The following is a 12495-nucleotide window of genomic DNA, read 5'->3' as shown; positions in this document are numbered from 1 at the left end:
AATAGAATAAGCGCCCTAGGCTGTTTTAACTTTTAAAACGCTACGGTTAAGGCCATGCCCGGCGATCCGTTTGGCAGCATTACCGGCACAACTGTGGTTTTAAGGCCTCCGCCCTTCGTCAGCTTTGCGTGTACCCAGTACACAGTGTTGGTGGAGATGATGCCTACCCCCGCCCCAGCCAGCACATCAGCCATCCAGTGGGCATTGTTGAGTACACGCAGCACACCTGTGGCACCGGCAATGGAATAGCTGACTACGCTCACCCACGGGCTTTTATGACGGAACTCCTTATCCATAAACGTGGCAATGGTGAATGCATAGGCTGTGTGCCCCGATGGGAAGGCAAAGGGTTTGCCGTTCGGCCTTTCAATGTCAGTAAGCTTTTTGGTAGGCCACACCAGCGCAGAGGCAATGGTTCCGGATGTTAGAAGTAACAGGGTCTGGCGGCCAAGCTCATGTCGGTTTTGGGATGAGATGATGTTAAAGCCGTACAATCCCACCAGAGGTCCCAGCATCAGAAAATCGTCTGCGTTGGTGGCGAACTCGGGCAGTACCTTATTGCGGGCGTCGCGGGCATCAAAGCTGCTGATCACCCCCCTGTCCTGTATAGTATAAATTCCGGCTCCGATCAGTGCAACTGATGGCACTACAGCTCTTAGCAGGTAACGTTTGTTGTCTCCTTCCAGTCGCTGCGACTCCGTGAAAGGCTTTTTCTGGCCGGGGAGCACCGTATCGCCAGGGACGAAGATCTTCGGCTGTGCGAGTATGGTTTTGAGCGTGTCTGTTTGTGGTTGCTTCTTTGGTTTAACCTGTGCCACCGCTGTCGCAGGGCTCAAAATTATACTAATCCAAAGGAAGTGAAGTAGAATAAGTTTGTTGAATTGCATAGATTTCATGGTTTAGCCACTGTGGAAATGTCAGAATAGTATCTACAGTATCAACATTTTTTAACGGCTATGCGCAGAGTGGGTTTACCTGTCTACCTCGCCCAATACAAAATCGATAGAGCCAACAATGGCAATCAAATCGGCTACCATACAACCCCGGCTTATTTCGGGCAGCACCGAAAGGTTTGTGAAGCAGGCAGAGCGTCCATGGCAACGGAAAGGCACATCGCTTTTGTCGGTGGTCCGGAAGAAAAAGCCTACCTCGCCGCGTGGTGTCTCGCCCCGGAAGTATAGCTCTTGTGTGCCGGTCATGCGTATTTTTTTGGGGCAGGCAGCCTGAGGGTCAAAGTCGGGGGTGCGCTTGTAATCGCCGGTTAGCCTGTCCAGGCACTGTCGGATGATCTTTACCGATTCGCGGCATTCCTGGGCACGTACGTAATTACGGTCCCAGCAATCGCCCACGGTGCCAGCCAAGCCTTTGCCCACCGGCACATCAAAGTCTAGCTCAGGGTATACACTATAGCCATCTACCCGGCGCAGGTCAAACTTTAAGCCCGAGCCACGCAGCATTGGTCCGGAGCAGCCATAGTTAATGGCCACATCCAGCGGCAGTACGCCCACGTTAGCCGTACGGTCTATAAAGATCTTATTATCTAGCAGTATGGTGTCCAGTTCGTCGAGCTTTGGAACCAGGTAATCTATAAACTCGCGGCAGCGCTCCTCAAAACCTATTGGCAAATCATAGTATAAACCGCCTACCCAAATGTAGTTGTAAAGCATACGAGCCCCGCTTACCCACTCCAGCAGGCGCAGGATGTGCTCACGGTCACGGAGCAGCCACAGAAACGGCGTAAAGGCCCCTATGTCGATGGCGTAGGTGCCAATGGCCACAAAGTGTGATGCGATGCGGTTTAGCTCGGCTACCAGCACCCGGATGTACTCAACGCGCTTCGGTATCTGGTCGGTAATGCCCATCAGTTTTTCCACGCCCATGCACCATACATGCTCCGAGTTAATGGCCGCCACATAGTCCATGCGGTCTACGTAGGGTATGGTCTGGTTATAAGCCATACTTTCGGCGTGCTTCTCGAAACAACGGTGCAGGTAACCAATGTGCGGCTCCACCTCCTGCACTATCTCCCCATCTGTAACCACCTCCAGGCGCAATACACCGTGCGTGCTCGGGTGCTGCGGACCCATGTTCACAATCATCTCGCCAGCCTTCAGGTTATCAAGGCTAAACTTGTTCGGCTCTGATTGCAGCAGGTAGTTTTTATAGATGGTGGACAAAGTGGGTTAGAGAGTTAAAAAGTTAGTGAGTTAGAAAGTTAAGCAAAGTTCGGAAAAAAGAGGGACTTTATACAGCCAGTAATAGGCTGAAAGAATAGTATTGCCTGGCTATTGTAAAATGGCTATATTTGATAAGATTTATACTTGTAGCGGTTTTATATATACCGCCAACCTAACACCTACTACCTCATGAAATTCGGTTATATCCTGCTGCTCGGTCTGCTGCTCCTGATCGATATCCTTACTTTTACTGAGATCGCCTCTTTGGTGCGCCAGCCATCCGATCTGTCGGTAACCATAGGCTTGGGCCTATTGGTTGTATTAGTTATTGCCAATTACTTCCTGATCCGATTTTCCATTAACAAGCTGAAAGCATAACCATGAATAATGCCCGTCAAATACTAACCTGGAGCCTTAGCTTCATACTTATACTTGTGTTCTCTATTACGGCCATGAAGTCGTGTACCCGCATCGATGCCGGCCACGAAGGTATACTCGTAAAACTGTACGGTACCGATAAAGGAGTGCAGGATGTGAGCCTGGTAACAGGGCGTGTGTGGTACAATCCGTTTACAGAAGAAGTATTCCAGTTCCCGACCTTCGTGCAGACCGTGGACTACAGTGCTTTTACCGTGAATGCTAAAGACGGCTCGGTGTTTACCGTAGACCCTACCATGTCGTTCAGGGTGATTCCGGGGGAGAGTCCGCGCATCTTTGCCAAGTACAGAAAAGACATCGACCAGATAACGCAAACCACGCTCTACAACTATACCCGCGACGCGTTCCGGATCCAGTTTAACCTGTACACTACCGACAGCATCATCTCGAACCGCCAAAGCTTCGAAGACAAAGTACAGCTTGCTTTAGATAATGCCTTACGCAAAGAAGGTTTTGAGTTGGAGCAGATGACCAGCGGCCTGCAGTACCCCGACGAGATCGTGCGTGCCGTAAACCTGAAGAACCGTGCGGTGCAGCAGGCTCTACAGGTAGAGAACGAGTTAAAAGTTGCCGAAGCACAGGCCCGTAAAAAAATAGTAGAAGCCGAAGCAGAGGCCAAGGCCAACGAACTGCGCCAGCGCACCCTTACCCCTTTGCTTATTCAGCAGCAGTTTATTGAGCGGTGGGATGGCAAAACCCCGTTGTACGGCAATTCGCCTACGTTTTTCAAGAATGTGCAGTAGCGTATAGCTATTAAAAGTATAAACAGAGGCCACTGGAAGTGTTTTTCGGTGGCTTTTGTTTTATGGCTGCCGTTGTCCAACCACCCCTAGCCCCTCAGAGCTACGCTCGCAATCTTCGAGCTCTCGTTCTCGATTGTCCAAGGCGGGGAGTTTTCCTGTAAACGATTAACACACCCCTGCCCCTCTCGAGAGGGGAATCTCTGCTATTGCTAAGATAAGATGTAGGTTTCATTGCTTCTGCTATTCCTTGGACAGGTGACCCTACGAATCAGGATTTATACTTGCTTGCCAGTTGCGTCAGCCGTTTACCAAGAAGTGTCCATCCCAGCCTTTGCGTTGAGCGCCTTAGCGGGTTCCGGTGACGAACGGAGTGAGGCAGCCCGAGGCACGATAAAGAGGGCCCCTACCCCCGGCAGGAAGACGGTGCAACGCGATGCGAAAAGGCGAGGCCGCCCGGCCTTGAGGGCACCAAAGCCAGAGGTAAAACTGGTATTAAATAAAACTGAGGAATATCAGTAACCCGATAGAAAGTCAGGAAATCTTTAAAGAGAAAAAGAGTAACCTACTCCGGCTTCTCTCGCTTATCAGAAAAAGGCGTTGGCTGACTTACAAACTCATTGGGCTCTCCTTTAAAGCCATTCAACTCATTATGCTGGTCGAAAGGCACTTTGATGCCGTGGTAGTAGTCCTGTAATTTATAATCTTTGCGAAGCGGGTGGCCCTCCCAGTCGGCGGCGCAAAGTATGCGGCGCATGTCGGGGTGGCCTTTAAAGTAGATTCCCAGCAGATCGAAGACCTCACGCTCGTGCCAGTCGGCAGTGCGCCAGATGTGGCTAACAGTAGGAACCTCGGGTATACTTTGTTCGGGAGTGTTGTTGCGGGGCACGCGCACCTTCAGCATCAGGTGGTGGTTAAATGGGATAGAGTACAGATTGTATACTACCTCTATGGTACCAGCCCCCGGGCCATTGTCGATGCCGGTGAGGCAAGACAGGAAATCGAAGTAGGTAAGTGGGTTATCGTGGAGCTCCAGGCAAACTTCTGGCAAGCGTTCTGGCTGTAGCACTAGGTATGGCTGCAGCGCATCGGCCTTGGCCTCAAGTATAACCTCAGGGCCAAATTTCTCCAGTATAAAATCTCTTAACTCTCCGAAATTCATAATTTTAAATTAATAATGATTAATGATTAATTAGAAGCATTCACTCCATTATGCATTATTCACTACTTCATTATTCATTTTTTTTGCCATGATCTGCTGCACTGCCCTTGGGGCACGTATCGTTTCCTTTCGGATGATCTCCTGAAGTTTTAAAAAGCCACCTATCAGTGCCTCTGGCCGCGGAGGGCAGCCCGGCACATACACATCCACAGGTATAATGCGGTCTACGCCTTTAACAACATGGTAGCCGTGCTCCCAGTAAGGGCCACCGCAGTTAGAGCAGCTCCCCATCGAAACCACATAACGCGGCTCAGGCATTTGCTCGTACAGGCGGCGAATTCGGTCAGCCATTTTAAAGGTAACAGTGCCTGCCACGATCATCACATCCGACTGCCTTGGAGATGCCCTGGGTATAATGCCGAAGCGGTCCATGTCGTAACCTGACGAGTAAGCACCCATCATCTCAATGGCGCAGCAAGCCAAACCAAAACCCATTGGGAACAGCGACATAAGCCGAGCCCAGTTAAGCAGATCGTCTAGCTTGGTAATGATCACACCGCCTTCTCCAGTTTTGTCCAAAGCAACTATGAGTTATGAATTATAAATTATGAATGGCAAAAAGCAAAGTTTAATCTCTACCATTTATACTTTGTTTACTTTATACTTTGGGCTTTAATTCCTGCTGCGCATTAAACTGCTGATACACGTCCATTGGTATTTTAGAGCGGCTCTGCGGAATTACAGGCTTTGGTTTTATCCAATCCAAATGTCCTTTGGCCCAGGCATAGGCTAATCCCAGCACCAGCACACCAATAAAAATAAACATCTCTATCAGAGAAAACCATCCCCAGGCGCCATCGGTAGCTTCTATCAGTTCTCTGCGGCCAAAAACAGTTGCCCACGGAAACAGGAACGCCAGTTCTACATCAAAAATGATGAAGATAAGCGCCACCACATAAAAGCGAGGGTTAAATTGAACCCACGCATTACCAATTGGTTCCTCGCCGCTTTCATAGGTCGTCAGCTTTTCGGGGTTAGGCCGTTTTGGCCTAATCAGCTTGCTTGTTAACATGCCAATCACCACGAAAATTGCGCCACCTATCAGGAAGAGCAGGATAGTGCCGAAATCTGAAGTATAATTTTCTGCCATTGCTTTCAGCTATTTACACAAATTTACGACAAAATATGGGATTTGCTTTAACGCAGGGTTTTTGCCGGGGGAGGTTTGCTTTTGTGTAGTGGTGGGGTCGAGCCATTCGTGACTCTCCCGAATCAAGTCCGGGATCCGAGACTTGTCCAAGGCGGGGAGTTTTCGGTATATGATTACACACCTCTGCACCCCTCTCTAGAGGGGAATTTCCGCTTTTACTTTTTTACATTTGCTTGCCAGTTGCGACAGCCGCTGCGAAGAAGTGTCAATCCCAGTTTCTCTGTTGAGCCGCCTTGTGAGATCCGGTGCCGCGGATGCGGCAGCGCGCAAGCGCAGGAGGGAACACAGCGGCGATGCAGAGAAACGAGGCCACCCGGCCTTGAGGGCACCAAAGCAAGAAGTGAAACTTTAGGCAAGTAAAACTGAGGATAAACAGTAGTTCGATAAAAAGGCAAAATATTACCTACGAACTAGTTATAAACAAAAATCGCCTGAGCCAGCAACTGACTCAGGCGATTTTTTATACTTTAAAATCAATTACCACTTATAATACCCATTCTCCTCACCGTCGTTTAGGATATCGGCTGCGGTATTAGGGCTGCGGCTTATGTCGTTTAACTTTCGTTCTTTCCAAACAGCGGCAGACTCACGTACAACCTCCAGGTGCGCATCGGACTTAATGCGTTCTTCCTCACGTTTAGCCTCTATTTCATACTCTGTACGGGCAAAGAATTTGGCTTCGGCAACAGCCTGGCGTGTGTCGTACTGCTTTTGGCGCTCAGAAACGCGCTGCATTTCCTGGGTGGTGCGTTCATGCTCTACACCTTTCAGAATATCATCATAAGGGCCTTTGCTGGAAATAAGCTTCGTGAAAATCGGGGCTGTTTCGAGGCAAATAAACAAAAGAGTTATAAAGAACACCGGAAGCCATGGCAGTTCGTCCAGGGCATTGATCCGTGCCATCAGTCCATCGTAGTTTGAAAAACTCTCCTGGCCTTCGGCTACTGTTTCGTCATACTTAGACATCAGCTCGGCAATACGCTTTTCTTTAACCAAAATCCTGTCGGCGGCGCTTGCCTGCAGCAGTTTCAGTTCCTCGTCAACCTTGTCGTACTGTTGTTTCTTCTCTTCATAAATGGGACCCTTGCCCACTTTGCCAGTACCACCGGTACCATCGGCCTCAGCGGCAACTAGTTCGTACAGTTTATTACGCTCCTGCACTTTGGCATCTATTTCCTGCCGGATGCCTGCGATCTCAGACTTAATAGAGTCGACTTCGGCAAACTGCTTGCCAACAAGCGCTTTGTGCTGTATGGCAAGCTCAGCCTGTTTCTCTTTAAGTATGGCCTGAATCTCTTTGTCAAAAATCTTTAGTTCCAGGGGCTTCGAAATAACCACGGCCAGTACCAGTGCCAGCAAGATACGCGGTGTTACCTGCAGCAGCTCTTTCCAGAACTTGCCCTCTTTGCGCAGCGTGGAAACAATAAAACGGTCGAGGTTAAAAATTACGGCGCCCCAAAGCAAACCAAAAACAATGGCCAGCCCGATAGTGTCGAAAACAGTGTGGAGGGCATATGCACCGGAGATACCGGCCAGCAATCCTGTGAAGAACACAGTGGCACCAATACCCGCATACTTTACGTGCTCCGACTTAGAGCATTTCTCAAGTATCGTGTCATCGGCACCGGCGCACCACCAAAATAATCTTTTCATGTAAAAAGCTATCTGTACAGAGTAAAACCGGCGCAAGTAATGCCGGGTAAATTATTAACGCGCAACTTATTGGTTTTTATACTTTTAAAAACTAAAATGTGATGAATAGTGCTTTAAAAGTGATGAAACTGAAGTTAAATTTGCAACAGAAGCGGCAGATGTTAAAGTTCAAAGTTTTCAGTGGACTCATTCAATTTTTCATACAACAGCAAAGATGCCATGGCACTGGCTAAAACCATACGCGTATCGGCATCAGCCTCGGGTTTCATCCATACTTTCCCATTGTTCACAACCTGCACAGCCGCCATGGTTTCATCTCCTTTTTTAAACTCATAGCCAACAATATCCGACATAGGCAGGCCTTTGCCCTCAAACTTGTATACTGGTGCTATAGTAAACGTTGTTTTACCGTTTGAAAGCTCCCCTTCAAACTTTTTGCGCCGTATATAGTCACCCGGATCTACGGTTAGTAAATGCCACTGCCCGCTTTCCGGAGAAGTAAACTGGCTGGCATAATACTCCATATTGGGTGCTATGCGTATGGTAAGGCCAGTAGTTGATTTAAGGGATTTTTCCTGAAGCTTACTGGCTCCGAAAACATACCATTCATGTCCCTGCTCGTTCTGAAGGCTGAACTGGTGTTGCTGGCGGGCCTTTACGTTGTTGTAGCTGAGTATGGAAAAGCCTCCCATATTGCGCCAGCCACGGTGCACGTTGGCTACAGTATAATCCCCGATCTTAAAGTTGCCATTTGGCTTAAATGTTTTGCGGCCCTCAACAGGCATTTCCTGCGCCTGAGACTTAAAGTTTGACTCAAGGGCCATGTGAGGAACAGAGCAGGCAGAGAGTGACAGCATCAGTGCTACCACTGCAAATGATAGGTACTTTTTCATAGTTTTTGGGTTGGTTTGTAGTTAGTTATGCAATTTAATAATTGCAAGTATAGGCTTAGCATATATAATGCCAGAAGTTATTGAAATTTTCCCTAAAGCTTTCTTGCTTCTTCTAAACGGCCATTAGTTACACTTTAGGGTTGGACACTTCTTAGCTACAGGATGTCACAACTGGTTAGCAAGCACAAATTTGTAATAGAGGAGATTCCCCTCTTGAGAGGGGTGCAGGGGTGTGTAATCGTATACCGATAACTCCCCACCTTGGACAATCGAGAACGAGGGTTTTGAGCTAGTGAGCGGAGTTTACAGGGGTGTGTTTAGGTCCTTAAAGGTACAGGGCCGTTGTTTAATACTAAGAACATAAGCAGTCATACTCTCAAACTTATTTTTGACCCTCCGGGCCAGTTGATGAGGCCTGTCCCGAGCGCAGACTCGGGAAGACTCAACCTTATTCGTAAGTCACGAATCTGGAGATTCGCGCCAGAAATGTAGAAGCAAAAAAGCCCCCTCTTGTAGATAGCAGTTAAACAAAAAAGGTGAAAAGCCTATGCAGCCTTCCACCTCTCTAACTCTTAAAATCTTTAACTCCGAGACTCTCTAACTACTCATTGTCTTCATCTGGAAGGATCTCCACGTCCTGCACCAGCACAAAGCTTTCGATTTCGCGGGCTTTTGGTGTGTTGGCAAGGCCTCCTTCGGCAGTTTCTTTATACTTGCGTTCCATACTTTCGCCTACCTCGCCCAGGGCAGCCACGCATTGGTCTACAGGTATTACAGGGTCTACGCCGGCAATAGCCAGTTGTGAAGATGAGTAGGCGATAGCTGCCGCACTGGCATTACGCACAATGCAAGGCACCTCTACCAGCCCGGCCACAGGGTCGCATACCAGGCCAAGCATGCACTGAATTGTAATGGCAACCGCGTTAAACACCTGCTGCACATCGCCGCCAAGGCAATAAACGATAGCGCCTGCAGCCATGGCGGCGGCGCTTCCTGTTTCGGCCTGGCAGCCACCCACGGCACCTGCCAGCGACGCATTCTGCTCAATGATCAGGGCAATGCCGGCGGCAACCAGCAGGCCCTCATGTATCTTTCTGTCTTCTAAACCATGCAGCTCCTGCAAAGTGGTAAGTGTACCCGGCAGTATACCGGAAGCGCCAGCCGTAGGCGCTGCTACCACACGGCCCATGCACGAGTTTACCTCCTTGGCACCCAGGGCACGCGACACCAGCATCTGGAACTCCGGCGACAACACAGTTACCGGCGATTTGGCAACTTTTTTAGCGCTGTTGTTCACCATGCCAGACCGGGAGGTCATGTTCTCGGTAAGGCCGGTTTGCACGGCATCCTTCATCACCTCAAAAGCCTTGGCTATGTTTTCCCAGATAAACTCTTCTGTGCGGCCCTTCTGCTCTATTTCATATTCCAGTACAGGCTGGTAAAGCGGCTCTCCGGTTTCGGCGCAATGCTTTTCCCAGCTCTTAAAATCATTGAATAATAACGACATTGTAAATTCTCCTAATAATCAGATCCGGTGCCCCTGGCAAAGGGGCGACCAATATAGCCACAAATTCTGTATACAACTACAAGATAACAAATTAGGTAGCGGCAAACGTTCTGTTTAATGTACACCGGGGTAAAATTAACTGCTTAATTTATAGTGCGTTCAATCAAAATAATGTCTTATGGCCAAATTATCCGACGACCTGAAGCAAAAGCTGCTAAGTATACTTGACGAGCTTGAGAGCAACGTATCGCAGGTGAAGTTTGCAGCGAAAAGAAAACTGAACGTGCTGGAGCCTGTCAAGATCATGCCTTACTATGGGTTTGCCAGCGAGAACTATATATACCTAAAAGGGCGGGTGCTGGAGCGTGAGAAAATCAAAAAACCTAAAGAAGTAGATACCATGCCCGAGCAGTGGCTAAACATGTGGAAACGCATGGAGTCTGACGAGATACCGGGTGCAAAACTTAAAGCCTGGTTCGGGGATAAGGAAATAGACATTGAAACGGATGAAGAAGGATACTTTCAGGTGGAGATTCATGCCGATGGAAAGATAGACTTTGAGAAGCATGGCCGCAGTATAAAACTGCAGTTGCAGGACCAGTACACCGATAATGATGAAATGGATGCTGAAGGCTATTTGTTTGTGCCCGGCGAGAATGCAGAATTCGGTGTGATCTCTGATATGGACGATACGGTGTTGGTATCACATGTGAATGATTTTATTGGCAGAATGCGCTTAATGCTGAAAAAGAATGCCACAGAGCGGAGTCCTTTTCCGGGTATAGCTGGTTTCCTAAGGGCACTGCAGAAAGGGAAAGATGGCAAAGGCCACAACCCTGTCTTTTTTGTGTCCGGAAGCGAGTGGAACCTGTACGATCTGCTTGTAAGCTTTCTGAAGTACCACAAAATACCGGAGGGCCCTTTGCTGCTCCGCGACCGGGGCACCACCTGGGACCGGGGTAAGTATGAAACCAGCGAGGAAGAGTATAAACGCGAAAAGATCCGCCATATCCTGGACACATACCCTGACCTTAAGTTTATCTGCATCGGCGACAGCGGCCAGCGCGACCCAGAAACATACCAGAAGATCGTTGAAGAGTATCCGGGCCGCATACTTGGCATCTACATACGGGATGTAACCCCGGACAAGCGTGACAAGGAAGTTAAAGAGATAGCCCGCAAAGTAAAAGAGCAGGGTACTGAAATGTTACTGGCTGAAGAAACTTATGCCGCTGCCAAGCACGCCGCCAAAATGGGTTGGATCAACGAGAACCGACTGGAAGACGTTAAACGTACCCGCGACGAAGATGAAAAGCAGGATGAAAGTTAACCTCCTTATACTATACATATACTATGGCAAAAGATAAGAAGCATGTGGCAATACGTGTGCATGGCAAGGTGCAGGGTGTGTTTTTCAGGGCCAGTACCGAAGAAAAAGCAAAAGAACTCGGGCTGAACGGCTTTGTTCAGAATGAGGCTGACGGAACAGTATACTTAGAAGCCGAAGGCGATGCGGAAACACTGCGAAAACTGGAGCAATGGGTACACGAGGGCCCTAAAGCGGCAAGGGTTGATCGGGTGGATATTAAAACCCTGAATGAGTTGAAAGGCTTTAAAGGTTTTGAGCAGAGGAGGTGAGAATGAAGTTTATTTGAATACGTGTTCATTTTATTGATAAAATATTATATTGTATAGGTTTTACTAAAATTCTAAGATGGCTAAACCTAGGATATTTATCAGTTCCACATATTACGATCTAAAACATATTAGGTCTTCTATTGAAATTTTTATAGAAAGACTTGGGTATGAACCTGTTTTATCTGAGAAGGGCGTTATTGCTTATAACCCTGACATCCCACTAGATGAATCATGCTACAAGGAAGTAACCCTATGTGATATTTTTGTATTAATTATTGGCGGTAGATATGGTAATCCTTCGTCGGCGAATAAGAAAATACCAACTGATTTCTTTTATCGGTATGAGAGCATCACAAAGATGGAGTATGAAACTGCAATACAAAAAGATATTCCGACTTATATAGTAGTTGAGAAGTCAGTTTTTGCAGAATATGATACATATAAAAATAATAGAGATAATGATACTATAAAGTATGCTCATGTTGATTCAATCAACATCTTTTATATGATAGAACGCATACTTGCTCAGCCTAGAAACAATCCAGTATTCGCATTTGAGAAACATAGTGAGATTGAGCTTTGGCTAAGGGAACAATGGGCAGGACTGTTCAAAGAAATGATTTCGGCTAGAAGTGAGATGTTACAGATTAAGTCATTAACTGAACAAGTAAGTGAACTTGCTAACATCAATACCACTCTTAAAAGATACTTAGAAGAAGTGGTAACTAAAGTGTCAATGGAAGACGCTTCTACGATTATCGAAGATGAGGAGCAAAGACTAAGAGAAGCTAGAGAGGCAAGAAAACTTAAAGCTTTTGAGAATGCCACTGTACCAGATTTCTTTATTAAAAGCAGAAATCAAAGTCCGGAGGTTATTAGAACTCTTATTGAAAAAGCTAAGAGTATTGAAGATTTTGTTGCAAAATATGTTGCTGTTGATGATGATTATAAATTTCATGAATTGCTTTCTAATTTTAAGAATAGCTATTCTCTAGTAAATGGTTTAAATGACGCAAGAAAAATATTAGAACTCCCAAATCTAGAGTGGATAGAAACAAGCAATTAGCTCTATTTATA

The 12495-nt window shown here is 47.3% G+C and carries 13 protein-coding genes; 5 read left to right on the top strand and 8 right to left on the bottom strand.

The features are described 5' to 3' along the window. Nucleotides 1-32 precede the first annotated feature (32 nt). Nucleotides 33-896: a phosphatase PAP2 family protein gene (locus AC4BAP_RS00220; protein WP_490580593.1), complete on the bottom strand. Its 864-nt coding sequence runs from the start codon at nt 894-896 to the stop codon at nt 33-35. A 75-nt stretch (nt 897-971) separates the two neighbouring features. Further along, nucleotides 972-2177, bottom strand: a complete 1206-nt coding sequence (locus AC4BAP_RS00215; RefSeq protein ID WP_490580592.1) for an NADH-quinone oxidoreductase subunit D — start codon at nt 2175-2177, stop codon at nt 972-974. Nucleotides 2178-2366: 189 nt separating this feature from the next. On the opposite strand from AC4BAP_RS00215, the gene AC4BAP_RS00210 reads away from it, so the two are divergent. Beyond that, nucleotides 2367-2555 (top strand): hypothetical protein, encoded by a 189-nt coding sequence (locus tag AC4BAP_RS00210; protein ID WP_490580591.1) that lies wholly within the window; start codon nt 2367-2369, stop codon nt 2553-2555. 2 nt (nt 2556-2557) lie between these two features. Continuing rightward, nucleotides 2558-3358, top strand: coding sequence for an SPFH domain-containing protein (locus AC4BAP_RS00205; protein ID WP_490580590.1), 801 nt, complete (start codon nt 2558-2560; stop codon nt 3356-3358). A gap of 562 nt (nt 3359-3920) precedes the next feature. On the opposite strand, the gene AC4BAP_RS00200 is transcribed toward AC4BAP_RS00205, so the two are convergent. The 6 genes from AC4BAP_RS00200 to sdaAA all read right to left on the bottom strand — a co-directional run bounded on the left by AC4BAP_RS00200 (nt 3921) and on the right by sdaAA (nt 9780). After that, nucleotides 3921-4517, bottom strand: a complete 597-nt coding sequence (locus AC4BAP_RS00200) for an NADH-quinone oxidoreductase subunit C (RefSeq protein ID WP_490580589.1) — start codon at nt 4515-4517, stop codon at nt 3921-3923. A 48-nt stretch (nt 4518-4565) separates the two neighbouring features. Continuing rightward, complete coding sequence (gene nuoB, locus AC4BAP_RS00195; RefSeq protein ID WP_490581139.1) at nt 4566-5105, bottom strand: NADH-quinone oxidoreductase subunit NuoB; 540 nt, start codon at nt 5103-5105, stop codon at nt 4566-4568. A gap of 70 nt (nt 5106-5175) precedes the next feature. Then, nucleotides 5176-5667: an NADH-quinone oxidoreductase subunit A gene (locus tag AC4BAP_RS00190; RefSeq protein ID WP_490580588.1), complete on the bottom strand. Its 492-nt coding sequence runs from the start codon at nt 5665-5667 to the stop codon at nt 5176-5178. 537 nt (nt 5668-6204) lie between these two features. After that, nucleotides 6205-7380 carry a DUF4407 domain-containing protein gene (locus tag AC4BAP_RS00185; RefSeq protein ID WP_490580587.1) on the bottom strand — a complete coding sequence of 392 codons (1176 nt, stop codon included), beginning with the start codon at nt 7378-7380 and terminating at the stop codon, nt 6205-6207. Nucleotides 7381-7541: 161 nt separating this feature from the next. Then, nucleotides 7542-8273, bottom strand: a complete 732-nt coding sequence (locus AC4BAP_RS00180) for a hypothetical protein (protein WP_490580586.1) — start codon at nt 8271-8273, stop codon at nt 7542-7544. Nucleotides 8274-8874: 601 nt separating this feature from the next. Beyond that, nucleotides 8875-9780: an L-serine ammonia-lyase, iron-sulfur-dependent, subunit alpha gene (gene sdaAA, locus AC4BAP_RS00175; RefSeq protein WP_490580585.1), complete on the bottom strand. Its 906-nt coding sequence runs from the start codon at nt 9778-9780 to the stop codon at nt 8875-8877. Nucleotides 9781-9958: 178 nt separating this feature from the next. Between sdaAA and AC4BAP_RS00170 the strand changes: the two genes are divergently transcribed. The 3 genes from AC4BAP_RS00170 to AC4BAP_RS00160 all read left to right on the top strand — a co-directional run bounded on the left by AC4BAP_RS00170 (nt 9959) and on the right by AC4BAP_RS00160 (nt 12484). Then, the gene (locus AC4BAP_RS00170; RefSeq protein ID WP_490580584.1) at nt 9959-11110 is read left to right on the top strand and encodes an App1 family protein phosphatidate phosphatase; all 1152 of its coding nucleotides are present in this window, start codon (nt 9959-9961) and stop codon (nt 11108-11110) included. Nucleotides 11111-11133: 23 nt separating this feature from the next. Next, the gene (locus AC4BAP_RS00165) at nt 11134-11418 is read left to right on the top strand and encodes an acylphosphatase (RefSeq protein WP_490580583.1); all 285 of its coding nucleotides are present in this window, start codon (nt 11134-11136) and stop codon (nt 11416-11418) included. A 76-nt stretch (nt 11419-11494) separates the two neighbouring features. Next, entirely contained in the window at nt 11495-12484 is a 990-nt protein-coding gene (locus AC4BAP_RS00160; protein ID WP_490580582.1) for a DUF4062 domain-containing protein, read from the top strand. Nucleotides 12485-12495 lie beyond the last annotated feature (11 nt).

The sequence above is a fragment of the Pontibacter sp. GD7 genome (assembly GCF_058216375.1).
Note: the sequence above shows the minus strand (reverse complement) of the source record. Positions and strands in the feature narration are given on the sequence as shown.

Coding starts and splice junctions, on each gene's coding strand:
- AC4BAP_RS00220 (WP_490580593.1), bottom strand. CDS start 896: ATGAAATCTATGCAATTCAACAAACTTATTCTACTTCACTTCCTTTGG.
- AC4BAP_RS00210 (WP_490580591.1), top strand. CDS start 2,367: ATGAAATTCGGTTATATCCTGCTGCTCGGTCTGCTGCTCCTGATCGAT.
- AC4BAP_RS00205 (WP_490580590.1), top strand. CDS start 2,558: ATGAATAATGCCCGTCAAATACTAACCTGGAGCCTTAGCTTCATACTT.
- AC4BAP_RS00200 (WP_490580589.1), bottom strand. CDS start 4,517: ATGAATTTCGGAGAGTTAAGAGATTTTATACTGGAGAAATTTGGCCCT.
- AC4BAP_RS00190 (WP_490580588.1), bottom strand. CDS start 5,667: ATGGCAGAAAATTATACTTCAGATTTCGGCACTATCCTGCTCTTCCTG.
- AC4BAP_RS00185 (WP_490580587.1), bottom strand. CDS start 7,380: ATGAAAAGATTATTTTGGTGGTGCGCCGGTGCCGATGACACGATACTT.
- AC4BAP_RS00180 (WP_490580586.1), bottom strand. CDS start 8,273: ATGAAAAAGTACCTATCATTTGCAGTGGTAGCACTGATGCTGTCACTC.
- sdaAA (WP_490580585.1), bottom strand. CDS start 9,780: ATGTCGTTATTATTCAATGATTTTAAGAGCTGGGAAAAGCATTGCGCC.
- AC4BAP_RS00170 (WP_490580584.1), top strand. CDS start 9,959: ATGGCCAAATTATCCGACGACCTGAAGCAAAAGCTGCTAAGTATACTT.
- AC4BAP_RS00165 (WP_490580583.1), top strand. CDS start 11,134: ATGGCAAAAGATAAGAAGCATGTGGCAATACGTGTGCATGGCAAGGTG.
- AC4BAP_RS00160 (WP_490580582.1), top strand. CDS start 11,495: ATGGCTAAACCTAGGATATTTATCAGTTCCACATATTACGATCTAAAA.